This is a genomic window from Bradyrhizobium sp. SZCCHNR1017 (genome assembly GCF_032381375.1).
GTDB lineage: Bacteria > Pseudomonadota > Alphaproteobacteria > Rhizobiales > Xanthobacteraceae > Bradyrhizobium.
Genome location: NZ_JAUHIR010000015.1, coordinates 99,027 through 120,044 on the forward strand (window position 1 = coordinate 99,027; position 21,018 = coordinate 120,044).

15 protein-coding genes are annotated in these 21,018 nt (G+C 64.4%); 4 read left to right on the plus strand and 11 right to left on the minus strand.

Annotated features, from left to right (window positions below; all coding sequences use genetic code 11):
• Nucleotides 1–11: 11 nt before the first annotated feature.
• Genes QW863_RS28875 through QW863_RS28900 form a run of 6 tightly spaced genes read right to left on the minus strand, consistent with a single transcriptional unit; the run spans nt 12 to nt 7,230 of the window.
• The gene (locus tag QW863_RS28875) at nt 12–506 is read right to left on the minus strand and encodes a gluconokinase (RefSeq protein WP_315718004.1); all 495 of its coding nucleotides are present in this window, start codon (nt 504–506) and stop codon (nt 12–14) included.
• A 22-nt stretch (nt 507–528) separates the two neighbouring features.
• The gene (gene pgl / locus QW863_RS28880; RefSeq protein ID WP_315718005.1) at nt 529–1,278 is read right to left on the minus strand and encodes a 6-phosphogluconolactonase; all 750 of its coding nucleotides are present in this window, start codon (nt 1,276–1,278) and stop codon (nt 529–531) included.
• Nucleotides 1,279–1,280: 2 nt separating this feature from the next.
• Complete coding sequence (gene zwf, locus QW863_RS28885; protein WP_315718006.1) at nt 1,281–2,804, minus strand: glucose-6-phosphate dehydrogenase; 1,524 nt, start codon at nt 2,802–2,804, stop codon at nt 1,281–1,283.
• Entirely contained in the window at nt 2,801–3,838 is a 1,038-nt protein-coding gene (gene gnd / locus QW863_RS28890) for a phosphogluconate dehydrogenase (NAD(+)-dependent, decarboxylating) (RefSeq protein ID WP_315718007.1), read from the minus strand. Before gnd ends, zwf begins: the two co-directional genes overlap by 4 nt.
• Before the next feature lie 14 nt (nt 3,839–3,852).
• Nucleotides 3,853–6,699 carry a bifunctional transaldolase/phosoglucose isomerase gene (locus QW863_RS28895; protein ID WP_315718008.1) on the minus strand — a complete coding sequence of 949 codons (2,847 nt, stop codon included), beginning with the start codon at nt 6,697–6,699 and terminating at the stop codon, nt 3,853–3,855.
• Nucleotides 6,700–6,708: 9 nt separating this feature from the next.
• A complete protein-coding gene (locus QW863_RS28900) occupies nt 6,709–7,230 on the minus strand; it encodes a hypothetical protein (RefSeq protein WP_315718009.1) in 522 nt (173 codons plus the stop codon).
• 603 nt (nt 7,231–7,833) lie between these two features.
• On the opposite strand from QW863_RS28900, the gene QW863_RS28905 reads away from it, so the two are divergent.
• The 3 genes from QW863_RS28905 to QW863_RS28915 all read left to right on the plus strand — a co-directional run bounded on the left by QW863_RS28905 (nt 7,834) and on the right by QW863_RS28915 (nt 12,815).
• A complete protein-coding gene (locus tag QW863_RS28905) occupies nt 7,834–9,777 on the plus strand; it encodes a PrkA family serine protein kinase (protein WP_315718010.1) in 1,944 nt (647 codons plus the stop codon).
• Between the two features lie 225 nt (nt 9,778–10,002).
• Nucleotides 10,003–11,280 (plus strand): YeaH/YhbH family protein, encoded by a 1,278-nt coding sequence (locus QW863_RS28910; RefSeq protein WP_315718011.1) that lies wholly within the window; start codon nt 10,003–10,005, stop codon nt 11,278–11,280.
• Entirely contained in the window at nt 11,277–12,815 is a 1,539-nt protein-coding gene (locus QW863_RS28915; RefSeq protein WP_315718012.1) for a SpoVR family protein, read from the plus strand. The genes QW863_RS28910 and QW863_RS28915 overlap by 4 nt, the downstream gene beginning before the upstream one ends.
• Before the next feature lie 25 nt (nt 12,816–12,840).
• Here the strand turns inward: QW863_RS28915 and QW863_RS28920 are convergent, their stop codons facing one another.
• Nucleotides 12,841–13,251 (minus strand): VOC family protein, encoded by a 411-nt coding sequence (locus QW863_RS28920; RefSeq protein WP_315718013.1) that lies wholly within the window; start codon nt 13,249–13,251, stop codon nt 12,841–12,843.
• A 147-nt stretch (nt 13,252–13,398) separates the two neighbouring features.
• On the opposite strand from QW863_RS28920, the gene QW863_RS28925 reads away from it, so the two are divergent.
• Nucleotides 13,399–14,670 (plus strand): TMEM143 family protein, encoded by a 1,272-nt coding sequence (locus tag QW863_RS28925; RefSeq protein WP_315718015.1) that lies wholly within the window; start codon nt 13,399–13,401, stop codon nt 14,668–14,670.
• Between the two features lie 368 nt (nt 14,671–15,038).
• Here the strand turns inward: QW863_RS28925 and QW863_RS28930 are convergent, their stop codons facing one another.
• The 4 genes from QW863_RS28930 to QW863_RS28945 form a co-directional block, all read right to left on the minus strand.
• Nucleotides 15,039–16,094, minus strand: a complete 1,056-nt coding sequence (locus tag QW863_RS28930; RefSeq protein ID WP_315718016.1) for a 2-oxoacid:ferredoxin oxidoreductase subunit beta — start codon at nt 16,092–16,094, stop codon at nt 15,039–15,041.
• Between the two features lie 169 nt (nt 16,095–16,263).
• Nucleotides 16,264–18,114, minus strand: a complete 1,851-nt coding sequence (locus tag QW863_RS28935; RefSeq protein ID WP_315718017.1) for a 2-oxoacid:acceptor oxidoreductase subunit alpha — start codon at nt 18,112–18,114, stop codon at nt 16,264–16,266.
• Complete coding sequence (locus QW863_RS28940) at nt 18,084–19,883, minus strand: FAD-dependent oxidoreductase (RefSeq protein WP_315718018.1); 1,800 nt, start codon at nt 19,881–19,883, stop codon at nt 18,084–18,086. Before QW863_RS28940 ends, QW863_RS28935 begins: the two co-directional genes overlap by 31 nt.
• A gap of 458 nt (nt 19,884–20,341) precedes the next feature.
• Entirely contained in the window at nt 20,342–21,013 is a 672-nt protein-coding gene (locus tag QW863_RS28945) for a DUF4286 family protein (protein ID WP_315718019.1), read from the minus strand.
• Nucleotides 21,014–21,018 lie beyond the last annotated feature (5 nt).

Sequence of the window (21,018 nt, forward strand, 5' to 3'; positions counted from 1 at the left end):
CTGTTCGCGGGTCAGGCGCAGCCCCGACCGGCGTGAAGCTGTTGCATGATGTCGTCCACGATCGCCGCGACTGGCGCGTCGACCGAGACTGTAATGGGACGCTCGGCGGCGTCAGGTGGTTCCAGGGTGGCGAATTGGCTGGCGAGCAGGCCCGGCGGCATGAAGTGCCCCTTGCGATGGCTCATCCGTCCGCCGATCAGCTCCTGACTGCCTTGGAGATAGACCATGCGGACATCGTTACAGCCGCCGACCAGGATATCGCGATAGGCCTTCTTGAGTGCAGAGCAGGCGATGATGATGTGCTGGCCCGCAGTACGGCAACGCGCGATCTCCTGGGCAATCGCCTGCAGCCAGGGCCAGCGATCCTCGTCCGTGAGCGGGTGGCCGGCGCTCATCTTGGCGACGTTTGCGGGCGGGTGAAAGCTGTCGCCATCCTCGAAGCGCCAGCCGAGGCGTTGCCCCAATGTTTTCCCGATCGTGCTCTTGCCGGAGCCGGACACGCCCATGATGACGAGCGCATGGGGCAGGTCAGATGTCGCCACTTCGCCCCTCCGGCCAGGCCTCGCTGTCGATGAGCAGGATCGTCTCCCGATTTGAGCGGGCGCGATTGGCCGGCAGGTCCTCACCGGCCAGCACCCGCGTCATGATCGCGCGCTTGTCGGTACCGGCGATCTCAAACAGCATGGTTCGGCAGGAGGCGAGCGCAGGCAAGGTCAGGCTGATCCGCGGCACGAAGGGAGCGACGTGAGCCTTGTCGACGCCGACGACCCAGCGATCGGCGACATCAACGGCGGGAAAACCGGGGAATAGCGACGCGACATGGCCGTCGGGGCCGATGCCGAGCAGCACAAGGTCGAACAGCGGCCGCGCGGGGGCGAGCCGCCCGGCGCCGTAGAACGCTTCCAGCGTGCGCTGATAGTCGCGGGCACTGGCCTCCGGGTCCGACCTATCGGTCGCGATCGGGTGGATGTTGGCGGCCGGCGCGCAGGCATCGAGGAACGCGTGGCGGGCCATGGTCATGTTGTGCAGGGGATCTCCGGCCGGAACATAGCGCTCGTCGCCGATGAACCAGTGCACGCGCGGCCATGCAATCCGCTCGCGATAGGCGTCCGTCGCCAGCAGCTGATAAAGCTGCCTCGGGCTCGATCCCCCGGTGAGGCAGACGGCTATGGTCCCCGGATTTGCGTCGATGCGGGCCAGGAGATGTTCGGCCGCGACCCTCGCCATCGTCGCCTGGTCCGCGACTCGCACGAGTTTGCGGTTCTGCGGCCCGGCCACGGCTAAATCAGCTTGCGCCAGCTGCGGCCGTCGCGGGCCAGGAGATCGGCCGCCGCCTCAGGTCCCTCGCTGCCGGCCGCGTAGGAATGCAGGCCATCGCGGCCGGCCTTCTTCCACGCCCCGATGAACGGCTCGACGGCCTTCCAGCCGGCCTCGACGCTGTCGGCGCGCTGGAACAGGATGTTGTCGCCGATCATGCAGTCATAGATCAGCGTCTCGTATCCGGTGGCGGGCTCGGCCTGGAAATAGTCCTTGTAATTGAACTTCATCTGCACGCCATCGGTGCGGATGGTGGGGCCGGGCACCTTGGTGTTGAACTGCAGCGTGATGCTCTGGGTCGGCTCGATGCCGATGACCAGATAGTTCTCGGCCAGGGTCTCGATCGGCGTGCAACTGAACATCGCGAACGGCGCCTGGCGGAACTTGATCGCGACCTCGGTGCGCTTGGCGCCGAGCGCCTTGCCGGTGCGCAGATAGAACGGAACGCCGGCCCAGCGCCAATTGTCGATCGTGAGCTTGAAGGCGGCATAGGTCTCGGTGGTGCTGTTGGGGCGGACGTCCTTGCTCCTCAGATAGTCGGGTAGCTCGGCATCGCCGATCATGCCAGCCGTGTACTGGCCGCGCACCGAATTGAGCAACGCCTCCCGTTCGCTCAACGGCTGGATCGCCGACAGCACCTCCGCCTTCTCGGAGCGGACGGTATGCGCATCGAACCGTGCCGGCGGCTCCATCGCCACCAGCGACAGCAATTGGAATAGATGGTTGGGGACCATGTCGCGCAGCGCGCCAGTCGCGTCGTAGAAGCTGCCGCGCGTGCCGACGCCGAGCTTCTCCTCGACGGTGATCTGCACGTGGTCGATGTGATGCCTGTTCCAGATCGGCTCGAACATGCCATTGGCGAAACGCAGCACCAGGATGTTCTGCACCGTCTCCTTGCCGAGGTAATGATCGATCCGGTAGATCTGGTGCTCGGTCACGAGCTGCAGAAGCTCGTCGTTCAGCTTCTTGGCCGAGGCGAGGTCGGTGCCGAACGGCTTTTCCACCACGAGGCGGCGCCAAGCCTTGCCGTCCTCGCGCAGCAACCCGACGCGCCCGAGCTGTTGCGCGATCGGCGCAAAGGCGCTCGGCGGCGTCGCGAGATAGAACAGCCGATTGCCGTGGGTCTCCCGCGCGGCTTCCAGCTTTTCCAGCTTCGCCTTCAACTGATCGAAGCTTTCCGGCTCCTTCGGATCGGCCTCGATCGCAGTCACGCATTGCAACAGGCGCTGCGCGATCTCATCCTCGATCGGGCGTGTGGCGTATTTGCGTAGGCCTTCCATGAGATTGTCGCGCAGTTGCTCGCTCGACGTGCCCTTGCGGGCAATGCCGACGATGCAGAACCTGTCCGGCAGCAGATGATTGGCCGCGAGATTGTAAAGCGATGGCAAGACGAGCCGATGGGTCAGATCGCCGGTCACACCGAAGATCACGAAGGCGCAAGCGTCAGGCTTCTGATGTTGCGGCTGGTGCGGATGCAGCGGGGTCACGCGCGGTCGTCCCTGGGCTTGACGATCTCGGGCGCGCTCTGGCGCGCCGGGTCTGGGTGCTGTTCAGGCTCCTTGTGCCCGCCAAAGCCTTCGCGCATCGCCGAGAGAATCTTTTCCGCGAAGGTGTGCTCCTGGCGCGAGCGGAAACGGGCGAACAAGGCGGCGGTCAACACCTCGGCCGGCACCGCTTCGTCGATCGCCGCATTCACGGTCCAGCGGCCCTCGCCGGAATCCTCGACGTAGCCGGAATATTTCTCCAGACCGGGCTGCCGCGCGAGCGCGCTGGCGGTGAGGTCGAGCAGCCAGGACGGAATGACGCTGCCGCGGCGCCACACCTCGGCGATGTCAGCGAGATCGAAGTCGAAGCGATGCGCCTCGGGCAGCGCCGCGCTGTTCGCATTCCTGAGGATGTCGAAGCCCTCGGCATAGGCCTGCATCAGGCCATATTCGATGCCGTTGTGGATCATCTTGACGAAATGGCCGGCGCCAGTCGGCCCCGCATGGATGTAGCCCTGTTCGACGCGCGGGTCGCGGCCGTCACGGCCCGGTGTGCGCGGGATGTCGCCGATGCCTGGCGCTAGCGTCGCGAAGATCGGATCGAGCCGGTCGACGACCGGCTTGTCGCCGCCGATCATCATGCAGTAGCCGCGGTCGAGGCCCCAGACTCCGCCGGAGGTGCCGACGTCGACGTAGTGCAGACCGCGCTCCTTGAGCGCCTTGCCGCGGCGGACGTCGTCCTGCCAGAAACTGTTGCCGCCGTCGATGACGACGTCGTCTCGGCTCATCAGCTTGGTGAGCTGCTCGACGGTGGCTTCCGTGATCTTGCCGGCCGGCAGCATGACCCAGGCGTGCCGCGGGAGGGCGAGTTTGCCGACGAACTCCTCGAGGCTCGCGGCGCCGGTGGCGCCCTCGGAAACCAGCGCGGCGACGGCCTTTGCGTCGCGATCATAGACCACGCAGGCGTGTCCGGCGCGCATCAGGCGGCGCACGATGTTGCCGCCCATCCGCCCGAGACCGATCATTCCCAATTGCATCGACGATGCCCTTCCTAGCTCAGCGCTTCACTGATCGCGCTGTCGAGCATCTTCAGGCCCGATTTCAGATTGCCCTTGAGATGGACCCGAAGAGCCCTACGCCCGCGCTCGGTGAGTACGTCGAAGTCGCCGCGCGCCTGCGCCGCCTTGATCACGCCGAAGCTCGCCTTCTGCCCGGGGATCGGCAGATCCTGGGCATCGTCGGCCGTGATCTGGAGAAACACGCCGCTGTCCGGACCGCCCTTGTAGGCCTGGCCGGTCGAGTGCAGGAAGCGCGGACCGAACTCGGCGCAGGTGGCGAGGTGCTTGGCATCGCGCAGCCTCAGCCGGATCCGCTGCAGCGTGTCGATATTGCCTGCGTTGCGGTCGATATAGCCGAGCAGGGCGATGTAGTCGCCGTCGCCGGCGCGGCCGAGATGCGCCTTCAGCCAGGACGCGAGCGTGCCGTCGGCGCCATGCTCGCGCAGGCTCTCGACGTTCTGTGCATCCGTGTAGAGCTCGCAGCCCTTGATCGAGACCACCGGCTCCTCGGCCGGCAGCGCGCCGCTCTGCTCGAACGCCGCCGTCAGCTCGCGGGTCTTGATCTTGGCCGATTCGACGTCGGGCTGGTCGAACGGGTTGATGCCGAGCACGGCGCCGGCAACGGCGGTCGCCATTTCGAAGCGGAAGAATTCCTGGCCGAGCTGGTCGATCGACTTCATGACGATGCGCACGACCGGATGGCCGGCCTCCTCGAGCGCGGCGAGCTTTGCATCATGGCCGGCCACGTCGTCGCCGCCGATCCTGATGTCGATGAAGAAGCGATCATGACCGTAGACCTCGGGCGAGGCGACTGGCTCGCCATCGATCGGGATGAGGCCCTTGCCTTCCTTGCCCGTGGACTCCGCGATCAACTGCTCGGCCCAGGCACCGAAATCGGCGATCTTGGGCGAGGCGAAGATCGTTATCTTGTCGCGGCCTTCGAGGCCGGCGAGACCCATCGCCAAGCCGAGCTGAACGCCCGGGTTCTGCGGCGGCGGCACGTCGGGCCCGCAGGAGCGCACCATTGACAGCGCCTGCGTAATCAGCCTGCGCACGTCGATGCCGGCGGTGGCGGCCGGCACCAGGCCGAACGGCGACAGCACCGAATAGCGGCCGCCGATGGTCGGCTCGCCGTGGAAGATGCGGGCGAAGCCTTGCGCCTTGGCCGCCTTCTCCAGCGACGAGCCGGGATCGGTCACGGCAATGAAGCGATGGCCGGCCTTCTTCGGCCCGATCGCCTCGGAGACGCGCGCGAAGAAGTAGTCCTTCATCGCGTTCGGCTCGGTGGTGCCGCCCGACTTCGAGGAGACGATGAACACCGTACGGGTGATGTCGATCGCCTTCTCCATCGCGCGCACCTGCGCGGGGTCGGTGGAATCGAGCACGTGCAGCCTGGGGAAGCCGGCCCTGCGCGGGAACGTCTCGGCGAGCACTTCCGGCCCGAGGCTGGAGCCGCCCATGCCAAGGACCACGGCGTCGGAAAACTTCTGTCCCTTCACCCGCTGCGCATAGTCCTCATAATCGGCGATATCGGCTTTCTCCGCGCTGGTCAGCCAGCCCAGCCATTTGTGCTCGTCATGGCCGGTCCAGACCGTCGCATCCTTATGCCAGAGCCGGCGGATCCTGGCGTCCTTGCGCCAGTCCTCGGTCGCGGAGGCGACCTTCTTCTCGAGATCAGCAGCAACGGCGATCGTCTGCTGCCCAAGTCCTGTCCCCAGCACGACGGCGCGCTTGTGCGCAACCGCGCCGTAGAGCTTGTCGGCGGCGTCCGCGAACTGCCTGACGCCGTCGACCACGAGATCTGCGGTGATGTCGTCGAGCGAGATGCCGGTCTTCGCCAGATCCTCCAGGGCGGCCTGGGCGGCGTCGACGTCTTCCTCCAGGCTGTCGCGCACCTCTCCGTGATCGCGGAAGGCGTCCAGCGTGGCCGGCGGCACGGTGTTGACGGTGTTCGGCCCGATCAGCTCCTCGACATAGAGGACATCGCTGTAATCCTTGTTCTTGGTACCTGTGGAGGCCCAGAGCAGCCGCTGCGGCTTGGCGCCTTGCTCGGCCAGCCGCTCCCAGCGCGCGCCTGCGAACAGCCGCTTGTAATCCTGATACGCCATCTTGGCGTTGGCGATGGCGATCCTGCCCTTGAGCGCCGCCAGCCGCTCCTTCTCCGAGGGATCGTTGGCCTGGGCGATCTTCTCGTCCAGTTGCTTGTCGACCACGCTGTCGATGCGGCTGACGAAGAACGACGCCACGCTGGCGACATGCGACGGATCGCCGCCGGCGCCGACGTAGGCCTCGAGGCCGGCAATGTAGGCTTCGGCGACCTGCCGGTAGACGTCTTGCGAAAACAGCAAGGTGATGTTGACGCTGATGCCCTTGGAGATCAGGTGCTGGATGGCCGGCAGGCAGGCGTCGGTCGCCGGCACCTTGATCATCAGATTCTTGCGGTCGACCGCCTTCCAGAGCTGTTCGGCCTCGGTGATGGTCGCTTTGCTGTCCATCGCCAGATAGGGCGAGACTTCGAGGCTGACGAAGCCGTCATTGCCATCGAAGCGGTCGTAGACCGGCCGCAGCACGTCGGCAGCATTCTGGATGTCCTCGACGGCGACGGCCTCGAACAGCTGCGTCGGCGATCGATCGCCGTTCTTCAGCGCCGTGGCGATCGGCGCGTCATATTCATCGGAGCTGCCGATCGCCTTCTCGAAAATCGCGGGATTCGAGGTGACGCCCTTGACGCCATCCTCATCGATCAGCCGCTTCAGGTCGCCTTTGGCGACGAAGCCGCGTGCGAGGAAATCGAGCCAGACCGCCTGGCCGTGTTCTTCGAGAGCTTTGACCGGATTCATGATGCCTATCTATGTGCGTCGGCTTGCTTTTTCGGGTTCCCGCCTGGCGGCCTGCCAGGTCGTGGACCTCACATGAACAACTATGCGCCAGCCCACAGGAGAACGCCATTCATAATGGATTGATCCCTCTGGAATCCCAAGAGCTTCGCGCCGGGCTCGACGTGCCGGCGGCGCGCGCCCCGCGGGAGACGTGCAGGCAGCCTGAAGCCTGCTGCCGACCGTTCGACCAAGGCGTGGCGAAGGTTCGCCAAGCGCGGCCAGCGTTCGGCTCGCGTCGGCCTCCGCGACACCCGCGCGCCGGAGGTCTCCCATCGTCGCGAGCAAATGCCGTCGATCAAACCTTCTCCGCCTTGCAATGCCGGAAAGCGGCCACATGTGTTCTAGGTAATGGTGCCTCACGTCACGGATCAAGGCGAGCGTCTTGCGATTGTCGCGTCGGCTGCGGCTCGTGATCGGCGGATAACCCATGATGCTTTCTGCTTGCAGACATTCGGTGGCGAGCCGCAACCTGATCATGGCAATGATCAGCATCGAGTGATCCGTCCGGTTTCGGCCGCGCGTTACGTCACGGCATTCGATTCTAGCGGTGAACATGTGTGCGGATGGCTGTGAGATGCGCGCGTTCATCGCTCGCCTGATCACGATGGCGTCGCGTGAGCGATGGTTGACGTGCTCGCAGCGGGGCCATCTGTTCGACCACCGTGGCCGGCGCGCATCATGTCGCTCCGCGAATGAGACATTCGCTGCCTGGCGCAGCTGCGCGACCGTTGGCGTTCACTCGCGGTTCACTTCCGGAAGACAGACTGATCCCGGTGCTGTTTCGCCGCCAGTTCACGTGGCTTTCACAACACCTTGTGCGGCGCAGGAAGACTACGGTGCCGGGGTATTGCGGATGTTGCGAAGCAGAGACAATGGGGTACAAATGGAGAGAGTCGGCCGGCTTTTGCCGAACTATTGAGCGAAGTGCATGTTGATAGGGCATATGCTGCATGCACTTTGCGTTGCGGAAAAGGACGAAGACGGTGCCCAATGGGGGCTAGCGCGCTTCACTCTGAGTCGGTTCGGGATCAGCAGGAACGTACTTGGATCTCGGCCCGTTGCAGCAGTGCAGCGGAACCTACGTGGAGAGGGATCATGTACAACGATTCGTTGTTCAACGCGTTCGCAAGGTCGTTCGAGGCACGCAGCCAGACCGACATGTCGATGCAGGAATATCTAGAATCGTGTCGAACCGACCCGATGCGATACGCGAACGCCGCTGAACGACTACTAGCTGCGATCGGTGAGCCTCAGATGATCGATACGGCCAAGGACCCACGCCTTGGCCGTATTTTTTTGAACCGGACGGTTCGGCTGTATCCCGCGTTCGCCGGCTTCTACGGCATGGAAGACACGATCGAGCGCATCGTCGGCTTCTTCCGGCACGCCGCGCAGGGTCTCGAAGAGCGCAAGCAGATCCTCTATCTGCTCGGACCGGTCGGCGGCGGCAAGTCGTCGCTCGCCGAACGGCTGAAGCAGTTGATGGAAACTCATCCGATCTACGTGCTCAAGGCGGGAGATGAGTTGAGCCCCGTGTTCGAGTCGCCGCTCGGCCTGTTCGATCCCGACACGCTGGGCCCGATGCTCGAGGAGAAATACGGCATTCCGCGCCGCCGCCTGTCGGGCCTGATGAGCCCGTGGTGCTACAAGCGGCTCGAAGCCTTCGGCGGCGACATCTCGCAGTTCCGCGTCGCCAAGATCCAGCCGTCGCGGCTGCGCCAGATCGGCATCGCCAAGACCGAGCCCGGCGACGAGAACAACCAGGACATCTCCTCGCTGGTCGGCAAGGTCGACATCCGCAAGCTCGAAACCTACGCCCAGAACGATCCCGACGCCTACTCCTATTCGGGCGGCCTCAACCGCGCCAACCAGGGCATCCTCGAATTCGTCGAGATGTTCAAGGCGCCGATCAAGATGCTGCATCCGCTGCTGACGGCGACGCAAGAGGGCAACTATATCGGCACCGAGAACATCGGCGCGATTCCCTACAATGGCGTGATCCTCGCCCACTCCAACGAGGCGGAGTGGCAGAGCTTCAAGACCAACAAGAACAACGAGGCCTTCATCGACCGCATCTGCGTCATCAAGGTGCCGTACTGCCTGCGCGTTACCGAGGAGCGCAAGATCTATGAGAAGCTGATCCAGGGCTCCGAGCTCTCCGCCGCGCCCTGTGCGCCGGCGACCTTGGACACGCTCGCCAGATTCTCGGTGATGTCGCGCCTGCGCAAGCACGAGAATTCGACGTTGTATGCCAAGATGCGGGTCTATGACGGCGAGAGCCTCAAGGAGTCCGATCCGAAGGCGCGCAGCGTGCAGGAATATCGCGACGCTGCCGGCGTCGACGAGGGCATGGACGGCATCTCCACCCGCTTTGCCTTCAAGGTGCTGGCTGCGACCTACAATCACGACACGGCGGAAGTGTCGGCCGATGCCGTGCATCTGATGTACGTGCTGGAACAGTCGATCAAGCGCGAGCAACTGCCCGAGGAGATCGAGAAGCGCTACCTCGAATTCATCAAGGCGGATCTGGCGCCGCGCTACGCCGAGTTCATCGGTCACGAGATCCAGAAGGCCTATCTGGAATCCTACTCCGATTACGGCCAGAACCTGTTCGACCGCTACGTCGACTACGCCGACGCCTGGATCGAAGATCAGGACTTCAAGGATCCCGATACGGGACAGCTGCTCAATCGCGAGCTGTTGAACCAGGAGCTGACCAAGATCGAGAAGCCGGCCGGGATCGCCAACCCGAAGGATTTCCGCAACGAGGTTGTCAAGTTCTCGCTGCGCTTCCGGGCCCAGAATGGTGGCAAAAATCCGTCCTGGACCTCCTACGAAAAGATCCGCGAAGTCATCGAAAAGAGGATATTCTCGCAGGTCGAGGATCTGCTTCCGGTCATCTCGTTCGGTACCAAGAAGGACGGCGAGACCGAGAAGAAGCACGACGACTTCGTCGCGCGCATGGTCGAACGCGGCTACACCGAGCGGCAGGTCCGCCGGCTGGTCGAGTGGTACATGCGCGTGAAGCAGGCGGGTTGATCGTGGTCCGGCGCCGATGTTCACTGCAGGTGCGGCAGGCCATCGGTCTGACGTCGGCGCCAGGGCTACGAAACGAGCGAAACGTTCGACGCTGAGCTTCGCTGGGAGGCGTCGGACAGGCAGAGGGTGCCGTTGCAGTGTCGGGTCCGATACTGCACCGCGGCGTCGCGGCGGGGGAGAGCAGGAGTCGAAGCCGCTGCAGCAGGAGGCGTATGGAACGTGGTCATGCACATCATTGATCGGCGCCTGAATCCGGGCGGCAAAAGTCTCGAAAATCGCCAGCGATTTTTGCGCCGCGCCAAGGCCCTGGTTCAGGGAGCGGTCAAGAAGACCTCGCAGGACCGCGACATCAAGGACGTGCTGGAGGGCGGCGAGGTCTCGATCCCGCTCGACGGCATGGACGAGCCTCGCTTCCGCCGCGAGGGCGGCACCCGCGACATGGTGTTGCCCGGCAACAAGAAGTTCGTCGAAGGCGACATCCTGCCGCGCTCCGGCGACGGCAGCGGCCGCAAGTCGGCGCCCGGACAAGGCGACAGCGAGGACGCGTTCCGCTTCGTGCTGAGCAAGGAGGAGTTCGTCAACCTCTTCCTCGACGATCTCGAGCTGCCCGATCTCGCCAAGCGCAAATTCGCCGAGGCCGAGAGCGAGGGGCTGGTACGCGCGGGCTATTCGACGTCGGGGTCGCCGGCCAATATCTCGATCAGCCGCACCGTCACGCGCGCCTTGGCCCGCCGCGTCGCGCTGCGCCGTCCGCGGCCGGAGGCGATTGCCGAGCTCGAAGCCCAGCTGGAGCAGGAGACCGACGACGACAAGCGCGCCGCGCTTCTGGCCGAGATCGAGGCGCTGAAGGCGAAGGCCAAGCGCATCCCCTTCATCGACCCGATCGACATCCGCTACCGGCGCTTCGAGGCCGTGCCGAAGCCGATCGCACAGGCCGTGATGTTCTGCCTGATGGACGTGTCCGGCTCGATGTCGGAGCACATGAAGGACCTCGCCAAGCGATTCTACATGCTGCTCTACGTGTTCCTGACCCGGCGCTACCGCCATGTCGAGATCGTCTTCATCCGCCATACCGATCGCGCCGAGGAGGTCGACGAGCAGACGTTCTTCTACGGACCGGCGTCCGGCGGCACCTTGGTGTCGAGCGCCCTGCAATGCATGCACGACATCGTCCGCTCGCGCTTCCGCCCCTCGGACTGGAACATCTACGCGGCGCAGGCCTCCGACGGCGACAACGCCACCTCGGATTCCGAGAACGTCGCGCGGCTCTTGACCGACAACATCCTGCCGGTGTCGCAGTTCTTCGCCTATCTCGAGGTCGGCGAATCCGGCACCTATTCGTTCGAGATGCCTGACTCGGCGCTGTGGTCGCTGTATGAGCGGCTGCGCGCCAATGGCGAGCCGCTGTCGATGCGCAAGGTCCGCGACCGCAGCGAGATCTTCCCGGTGTTCCACGACCTGTTTCAGCGTCGCGGCACCACGCAGGAGAGGGCGGCGTCATGAGCGGGCTGCTGTTCGAGGGCGCAGACTGGAATTTCCTCACCCTGCAGCGCATCCACGATGCCTGCGAAGCCGTCGCCGAGAAGGAGCTCGGGCTCGACACCTATCCCAACCAGATCGAGGTGATCACGGCCGAGCAGATGCTCGACGCCTATTCCTCGGTCGGCATGCCCCTGTTCTACAAGCACTGGTCGTTCGGCAAACACTTCGCCTATCACGAGGCCTCGTACCGCAAGGGCCTGATGGGCCTCGCCTATGAGATCGTGATCAACTCCTCGCCCTGTATCTCCTATCTGATGGAGGAGAACACGGCGACGATGCAGACCTTGGTGATCGCGCACGCCGCGTTCGGCCACAACCATTTCTTCAAGAACAACTACCTGTTCAAGCAGTGGACCGACGCCGACGGCATCCTCGACTATCTCGATTTCGCCCGCGGCTACATCGCGCAATGCGAGGAGCGTTATGGCCGGCTCGCGGTCGAGCATACGCTCGACGCGGCGCATGCGCTGATGTCGCACGGCGTCGACCGCTATCCCGGCAAGAAGAAGCTCGACTTCCGCGAGGAGGAGAAGCGCGCGGGCAAGCGCAGGCTCTACGAGGAGGGCCAGTTCAACGATCTCTGGCGCACGGTGCCGACCGGCCCGGTCAAGACCAATGCGATGCTGAACGTCGAGCGCCGTCGCGCGCTGCTCCGCCTCCCGCAGGAGAACCTGCTCTATTTCCTGGAGAAGACCGCGCCGCGGCTGGCGCCCTGGCAGCGCGAGTTGCTGCGCATCGTTCGCCACATCGCGCAGTATTTCTATCCGCAGGGTCAGACCAAGGTCATGAACGAGGGCACGGCGACCTATGTGCACTATCGCATCATGAACCGGCTGCACCAGGACGGCCGCCTCACCGACGGCAACTTCCTGGAGTTCCTGCAGTCGCACACCAACGTCGTGTTCCAGCCGGAGTTTGACGATCCGCGCTTCTCCGGCTTCAACCCGTATGCGCTCGGCTTTGCGATCATGCAGGACATCGAGCGCATCGTGAAGGACCCGACCGACGAGGATCGCGAATGGTTTCCGGACATCGCCGGCATCGGCGACGAAATGGCGGTGCTGCGTGACGTCTGGGCGAATTATCGCGACGAGAGCTTCATCAGCCAGTTCCTCAGCCCCAACCTGATCCGGCACTTCAAGCTGTTCCATTTGCATGACGATCCGGCCGAACGTGCCGGCATCCTGGTCGACGCCATCCATGACGAGCGCGGCTATCGCCGCATCCGGCGCGAGCTGTCGAAACAGTACGATGTCGGCTACATCGACCCGAACATCGAGGTGGTCGATGTCGATCTCGCCGGCGATCGCCGCCTGATGCTGCGGCATACGGTGGTCAAGGGCGCCCAGCTCAACGAGACCGACACCAAGCGCGTGCTGCAGCATCTCGCCGATCTCTGGAGCTACGACGTGTCGCTGGTCGAGGTCGACGCCGCCACCGACAAGGTGCTGAAGGAGTACGTGCTCAATCCCCGGATACAACCGGCGGCCGCCTAGCGCGGCCGCCAAGCCCTGAGCGACGTCAGATTTCCGCGAAGATCTCCAGCAGATTGCCGTCGGGATCCCTGAAGAACAGCGTCCGATGGCCGAAGGGCTGGTCCCTCGGCTGCTCCAGGAGCGCGACGCCCTTCTCCGTCAGCTCGGCCGCGCAGCGGTCGACGTCGTCGCGTCCCACCTTGAAGGCGAGTTGAAGCGCCGCGCTTCCCGGCGGTGTCGGCCGGTCCGATGTCAGCCGCTGCGGCCGAGCGAGCGCGAGCGTGTTGGGGCCGATCTGAAATTCGATCCACCCCTGCGACAGTTCCCGGAGCAGCGGAAAGCCCAGGACCTCCTCGTAGAACTGCCGCATGACGTCCCAGTCGCGGGCGAGGATCACCGTGTAGTCGATGGCGCGAATGGCGCGAAATGCGGACACCCTCTTTACATCATTGGTCACGATCTCTCCCTCCCGGCCGGCCTCACCAAGCTTTTCCATCCCGCGTCGAGTGGCGCAAGGCTGATGAGCCCGCTATGGTGCCCGCCGTTGGCCGGGTGGTTGCAGCCGGCCGTTGCGGACGATGATCAAAGCTCGGGCGTAAGGCGCGTGGTTGGACCAAAGCAGACGGCGGCAACGGATCGGCGGGACCGGTTCATTCCGATACGCAAGTCCGACGTCCTGGACACCGTCATTTCGCATGGCGGTCTGGATGACGCCCTGGCGGCCGACCTGCGCCAGCTGGCGCACATGCTCGGCGCCATCCTGCACCACGAATATTTCGACGAGCTCGATCGGCTGCGCGACGTCTATTTCGACTTCGATCCCGAGGTCCCCGCCGGCCGCCATCGCTCCGCTCAGGAGCTCGACACCGCCTATTGCAACCTCACCGACGAATTCGTCCGGGTGCTGAGCGAAGCGAACTTCATCGAGATCAGCCACGATGAGATCGAGCGCGCCTTCGCCGAGCACGCGCTTGTCAGGGTCAAGCTGAGGGCGCCGGTCTCCGACTTTCGCGCCGTCCGCATGTTCCGGCGCGGCACGCATCAAGAGACCATCGAGGTCCCCATGCTGTATGGCCTGCGGAGGCGCAAGCAGGAGATCGAGGTCTACGACGACATCATCCTGATGGTCGCGACCAGGCCAGACGAGCCGTCTCAGAAGAAGCGCAAGACCGCCGCCTGGCGTGGCCGCAACAAGATCCGCGGCGGCGCGGTGCTGTTCAAATATTTCCGCCACATCGCGCGCTTCGACCTCGAGGCGCTGCTGCCGAACGTCCGCGTCGTCATGGGCCTGCGCGAGCAACTGACGCTGGGCGTGCCGGCGCTGGTCGGCGGCGTACCGATCCTGCTCAAGCTGGCTTCGACGCTCACCGTGCTGTTCATCGTCGCCGGCTTTTATCTCGGCCTCAGCGGCACCGTGCACGACAACGATACGGAGCAGGCGCTGGCGGCGCTGTCGGGATTGTTCGCGCTCGGCGCCTTCATCCTGCGGCAATGGGGCAACTTCCATCGCCAGTCGCTGATCCATCAGAAGCAGGTCACCGACAACATCTACTTCCGCAACGTCAACAACAATTCCGGCATCTTCAACTATTTGATCGGCGAGGCCGAGGACCAGGACTGGAAGGAAGCGATGCTGGCCTATGGCGGCCTGCTGCTGGCGTCGGTGCCGCTCTCGCGTGCAGCATTGTGCAGCCATGTCGAGGAGTTGCTGCAGCAGATGTTTGGATTGAGCCGCGCGTTCAATGTCGAGGAGGCCTTGATCAGGCTGCGGGAGTTCGGCCTTGTGACCGGCGGAGATGACGCGCTGTCCGCGCTGCCGCTGCGCGAGGCGATCGCGCAGCTCGATCGCGTCTGGGCAAGCGCGTTGCGGGCGTAATCGTCATCAACGATGACGGGCCTCATGGTTCAAGACGCGCCTGCGGCGCTCCTCATGATGAGGAGCGAGGGCGCGGCTCACCAGGATATGCCGAGCTGTCGCAACGAACGATCTGATAGTTAGTTACTCCGTCATGGCCGGGCTTGTCCCGGGCATCCACGTGGTTATCAGCGTGCCGAACGACGTGGATGGCCGGGACAAGCCCGGCCATGACGTGGAGATAGACAAGCGCAAAACTCCGATTGCGAAATGCGATAGCCCCGCCAGAAGCGGGCGCAATGCACTCCACCTTTGTCCTGAGGAGCCCGCCGGAGGCGGGCGTCTCGAAGGACGGTTACAGAGCGCACGCTCTCCACGCAGCGGTCTGCCTAGCGCAGACTCGCATTGATCTTGTCGAGCGCGGCCTGGCCCGGGCACAGATCCGCGGCCTCCAGCCGGTTGAGCGGGCGTTCCACCGTGTTGAGGTGGCTGTGCAGATCGTCGGCCTCAGGGTCGACATAGAGCAGGCCGGTGACGATCTGGCCTTGCGCGGCATGCTTCTGGAGGAAGGTCATGGCGCCGAGCCGGTCGTGCGGGTCGTAGTCGGCGTCGATCTTGCGCAGCGCCAGCCTGGAGCCGTCGTGCTGCTCGACGATCTGCACCGTGCCCGGATCCTGGTCGATCTCGATCGGATCGCGCCCGGTCAGCACGTCCAACCGGTTCACGGCATCGTTGTGCTCGCGGACATAGTCGAAGCTCTTGGTTGAGCCGGCGTGATTGTTGAACGCGATGCACGGGCTGATGACGTCGATGAACGCCGCGCCCTTGTGCCGGATGGCGCCCTCGATGATCGGCACCAGCTGCTTCTTGTCGCCGGAGAACGACCGCGCCACATAGGTGGCCCCGAGCTGCAGCGCGATGCCGACCAGGTCGATCGGATTGTCGGTGTTGGTGACGCCCTTCTTCGACTTCGACCCGCGGTCGGCGGTCGCCGAGAATTGGCCCTTGGTCAGGCCGTAGACGCCGTTGTTCTCGACGATATAGGTCATGTTCACGCCGCGCCGGATCGCGTGGGCGAACTGGCCGAAGCCGATCGAGGCGGAATCGCCGTCGCCGGAGACGCCGAGATAGATCAGCTCGCGGTTGGCGAGGTTGGCGCCGGTCAGCACCGAGGGCATGCGGCCGTGCACGGTGTTGAAGCCGTGCGAATTGCCGAGAAAGTAGTCCGGTGTCTTCGACGAGCAGCCGATGCCGGAGATTTTTGCCACCCGATGCGGCTCGATCGACAGCTCGAAGCAGGCCTCGATGATCGAGGCCGTGATCGAATCGTGGCCGCAGCCGGCGCACAAGGTCGAGATCTTGCCCTCGTAGTCGCGATGGCTGTAGCCGAGTGCGTTCTTCTTGATGCCGGGATGCTGGAATTTCGGCTTTGCGATGTAGGTCATGAGAGCACCCTGTCGCCCAGTGCCGTCATGGCCGGGCTTGTCCCGGCCATCCACGTGGGAGTCCGAGGAAAGAGAGGCGTGAATGCCCGGGCCTTCGCCGCGCCGGAGCGGCTCCGGCCGCGCAGGCGGGTCAAGCCCGGGCATGACCGTGGAGAGAGTGGCTGTAAAGTCATGACACCGCCTTGCGCAGCGGTGTGACCTTGATGTGGTCCTGGTGGTCGCCGATCGCATCGGCGATGAAGCGCGCCGTGATCGGCGTGCCGTCATAATGCAGGATCGGCACCAGCCGGACCGGGTCGATGCCGTTCTCGGTGACGATCAGCTGGCGCAGCTGCGCGTCGCGGTTCTGCTCGACCACATAGACGAAGTCGTGCTCGGCGATGAAGCTCGCCACGCTCGAATGGAACGGGAAGGCGCGGATGCGCAGGCGGTCGAGCTGACAGCCGCGCGCCTCCAGCAGTCCGATTGCCTCGTCCATCGCCGGCGCGGTCGAGCCGAAATAGATCACGCCATATCTGGTCGGCTTGCTCGCATTGGCCTGCAGCGGCCGCGGCACCATGTCCTGCGCGGTCTGGAACTTGCGCAGCAGGCGCTGCACGTTGTCGGCATAGACGGCGCCTTCCTCGGAATAGCGCGCGTAGCGGTCACGCGAGGTGCCGCGGGTGAAGTAGGAGCCCTTCGTCGGATGCGTGCCGGGGTAGGTGCGGAACGGAATGCCGTCGCCGTCGACGTCGAGATAGCGGCCGAAGTCGCGGCCTTCGTCGAGCATTTCCGCCGTCATCACCTTGCCGCGGTCATACTGCTTGGCGTCGTCCCACTTCAGCGGCCGGGACAGCCGCTGGTTCATGCCGATGTCGAGATCGAGCATCAGGAAGATCGTGGTCTGTAGCCGCTCGGCGAGGTCGAACGCCGCAGCGGCAAACTCAAACGCCTCCGCCGGATCTTCGGGGAACAGCATCACATGCTTGGTATCGCCGTGCGAGGCATAGCCGCAGGCGATCAGGTCGCATTGCTGCGTCCGCGTCGGCATGCCGGTCGAGGGGCCGGCGCGCTGCACGTTCATGATCACGGCCGGGATCTCGGCAAAGTAGGAGAGGCCGATGAACTCGGTCATCAGCGACACGCCGGGGCCCGATGTCGTGGTAAAGGCGCGGGCGCCGTTCCAGGACGCGCCAACCACCATGCCGATCGAGGCGAGCTCGTCCTCGGCCTGCACGATCGCGTATTTGGCCTGCCCGGTTTCCGGATCGTGCCGCAGTTTCTTGCAGTGGTTGCTGAACGCTTCGGCCAGCGACGACGACGGCGTGATCGGGTACCAGGCGCAGACCGTGGCGCCGCCATAGACGGCGCCGAGCGCGGCGGCGTTGTTGCCCTCGATGAAGATGCGGTCGCCGACCTTGTCGGCCTTCTTGATGCGCAGGCCGATCGGGCACTTCAAATTCTGCAGCGCCCAGTCGCGGCCGAGATGCAGCGCGTGGACGTTGGAGGAGAGCAGCTTCTCCTTGCCCTTGTACTGCTCACCGATCAATTGCTCGATCAGCTTCGGATCCATGTCGAGCAGCGCTGAGAGCGCGCCGAGATAGATGATGTTCTTGAACAGCTGGCGCTGGCGCGGATCCGAATAGGTCGAGTTGGTGATCGCGGTCAGCGGCACGCCGATGACGGTGATGTCGTCGCGGAACTTGGTTGCCGGCATCGGCTTGGTGGAATCGTAGAACAGATAGCCGCCCGGCGCGATACCGGCGACGTCCTTGTCCCAGGTCTGCGGGTTCATCGCCACCATCAGATCAGTGCCGCCGCCGCGGGCGCCGAGATGGCCCGCTTCGGTGACGCGCACCTCGTACCAGGTCGGCAGGCCCTGGATGTTCGACGGGAAGATGTTGCGCGGGCTGACCGGCACGCCGTGGCGGAGCACGGCGCGCGCGAAGAGTTCGTTCGCGCTGGCCGAGCCGGAGCCGTTGACGTTGGCGAAGCGGACGACGAAGTCGTTTACGCTGCTGAGCGGCGCTTGCTGGGACATGCGTTACCTGCGTGAGTCGTCTCGATGAAATATTTCTGCATGTCCCACGCACCGGTGGGACAGCGCTCGGCGCACAGGCCGCAATGGAGGCAGACGTCCTCGTCCTTCACCATCACCCGCCCGGTCTTCAGATCCGACGACACGTAGAGGCTCTGGTCGACATGCGGCGCCGGCGCCTTCAGGCGCGAACGCAGATCCGCCTCCTCGCCGTTGTCGGTGAAGGTGATGCAGTCCATCGGACAGATGTCGGCGCAGGCGTCGCATTCAATGCACAGCGTGTCGGAGAACACCGTCTGCACGTCGCAATTCAGGCAGCGATGCGCCTCGCCGAGCGCGAGCTTGACGTCGTAGCCGAGCTCGACCTCGGCGCGGATGTCCTTCAGCGCGACCACCTTGTCGCGGTGCGGCACCTTGAAGCGCTTCTCGGACGAAACGTCGTTGTCATAGCTCCATTCATGGATGCCCATCTTCTGCGAGGAGACATGCACCTCGGGCAGCGGCCGCTCGGTGATGTCCTCGCCGGACAGCAGGCGGTGGATCGACAGCGCCGCCTCGTGGCCCTGGGCGACCGCCCAGATGATGTTCTTCGGACCGAACGCCGCATCGCCGCCGAAGAACACTTTCGGGTTGGTCGAGACGAAGGTTGTCGGATCGACCACCGGCATGTGCCATTTGTCGAACGCGATGTCGCAATCGGCCTCGATCCAGGGGAACGCGTTCTCCTGGCCGACGGCGACCAGCACGTCGTCGCACTCATAGGTGACGTCGGGCTCGCCCGACGGCACCAGCGAGCGACGGCCGCTGGCGTCATATTCGGCCTTCACCTTCTGGAAGGTGACGCCGGTGAGCCTGCCATTGTCGTGATTGAAGGCGACCGGCACGAGATAGTTGAGGATCGGAATGTCCTCGTGCAGCGCGTCCTCCTTCTCCCAGGGCGACGCCTTCATCTCCTCGAAGCCGGAGCGCACGATGACCTTGACGTCCTCGCCGCCGAGCCGTCGCGCGGTGCGGCAGCAATCCATCGCGGTGTTGCCGCCGCCGAGCACGATCACGCGCCTGCCGATCTTGTCGGTGTGTCCGAACGAGACGCTGGAGAGCCAGTCGATGCCGAGATGGATGTTCGCGGCGGCTTCCTTGCGTCCGGGAATGTTCAGCTCCCGGCCGCGTGGCGCGCCGGAGCCGATGAAGATGGCATCATAGTTCTCGGCCAGCAGCGTCTTGAGGCTGTCGACGCGATGTCCGGCCTTGTAGTCGACGCCGAGGCCGAGCACGTAGCCCGTCTCCTCGTCGATGACGCTGTCGGGCAGGCGGAATTTGGGGATCTGCGAGCGCATCATGCCGCCGGGCTTTGGGTCGGCATCGAACACGGTGCAGTGATAGCCGAGCGGCGCGAGATCGCGCGCCACCGTCAGCGAGGCCGGGCCGCCGCCGACCAGCGCGATGCGCCGGCCGTTCTTCGGGGCAGGGCGCGGCAGGCGCTGATGGATGTCGTCCTTGAAATCGGCCGCAACGCGCTTCAGGCGGCAGATCGCGACCGGGCTTTCCTCGACACGCCCCCGTCGGCAGGCGGGCTCGCAAGGGCGATCGCAGGTGCGTCCGAGAATGCCCGGGAATACATTCGATTTCCAATTGATCATGTAGGCGTCGCTGTAGCGACCCTCAGCGATCAGGCGGATGTATTCAGGGACCGGAGTGTGTGCGGGACAAGCCCATTGGCAGTCGACCACTTTGTGAAAGTAGTCGGGGGCCGAGATATCAGTCGCTCTCATTCATACCCTGTCCGCGCGGCGAACCATGAGCGCGCGGCCTTCCTGACGTGAGGACGACTGCTTGTTCAGGATCGGCTAGGGATCGATGTGGGTCCGGAGCAGGTCCTGTTCGTCGCCCTTCTGTTTTTTGAATGGCTCAATTGAATAGTCTTATCAGACTAGAGCCATTCCAAGGCGCGCACAAAGGCAAATTTGCAAAGCTGCCCCTCATGCACAGTGTGCGGCGCCGCATTGCGGGCCTGATGCTGCCACGTGTTGCGATGCGGTATGTTCGGTGACGATAAATTGCGAGGACGATGATAAATTAAAGAATGGAGGGTGGAGCACGCGGGCTGCCACACACTCCACCGTCATGCCCGGGCTTGTCCCGGGCATCCACGTCGTTCCCAGGATGCCGCACAACGTGGATGGCCGGGACGAGCCCGGCCATGACGATGTGGAGAGAGGCGGGATCTAGCTCACTTCGCCGCCGCGATGTCGGCGCGGCTCAAGTCCCACATCAGGCGATAGATGCCGGCCGAGATCTGCGTCGCCAGCGGACCGTCGATTGCCGCGAAGCGGGTGGTCATCAAGGTGGCGATGGCATGACTGTCGGTACCGTCGATGAGGATGAACCAGTCGGCATCGCGCGAGCTCGCAGGAACTCCAGGGGCGGGACCGGAGAGGTCGGCATCGCCTTCGAGCAGATGCATCGAGATGATGCCCCTCAGCTTGCTTGGGTCGAGCTCGACCTGCAGCGCGTCGCGCAACGCTTTGTCCTGCCCGGGTTTGGGCCGCAGGCGGATGATGCCTAGCACGGCGCCGCGACCGGCGCCGATCGAGATCGTGATGCGCGCAACGCTGCGGATCATGTTCTTGAACCGCGCCATCACCGCCTTCGACCATTCCGTCGGCGACTCCAGCCGGGCGCGGTAGGCCGCGCTGTCGAGCACGTCGATCGTCTCGGTCGAATACAGGCAGAGATATTTCGGGCTGCCCTGCTCGGCGACATAGCGTCGCGCCTCGATGAAGCCGGGGATGGCCACGCGCTCTTCGAGATGCTCGCTGTCGTACCAATGGTTGAAATCGGCTTCATGCTCAGCATCGATGTTCATCGATGTCAAAAGCATGCCTTTCCCGGCGATGGGCATTGCAG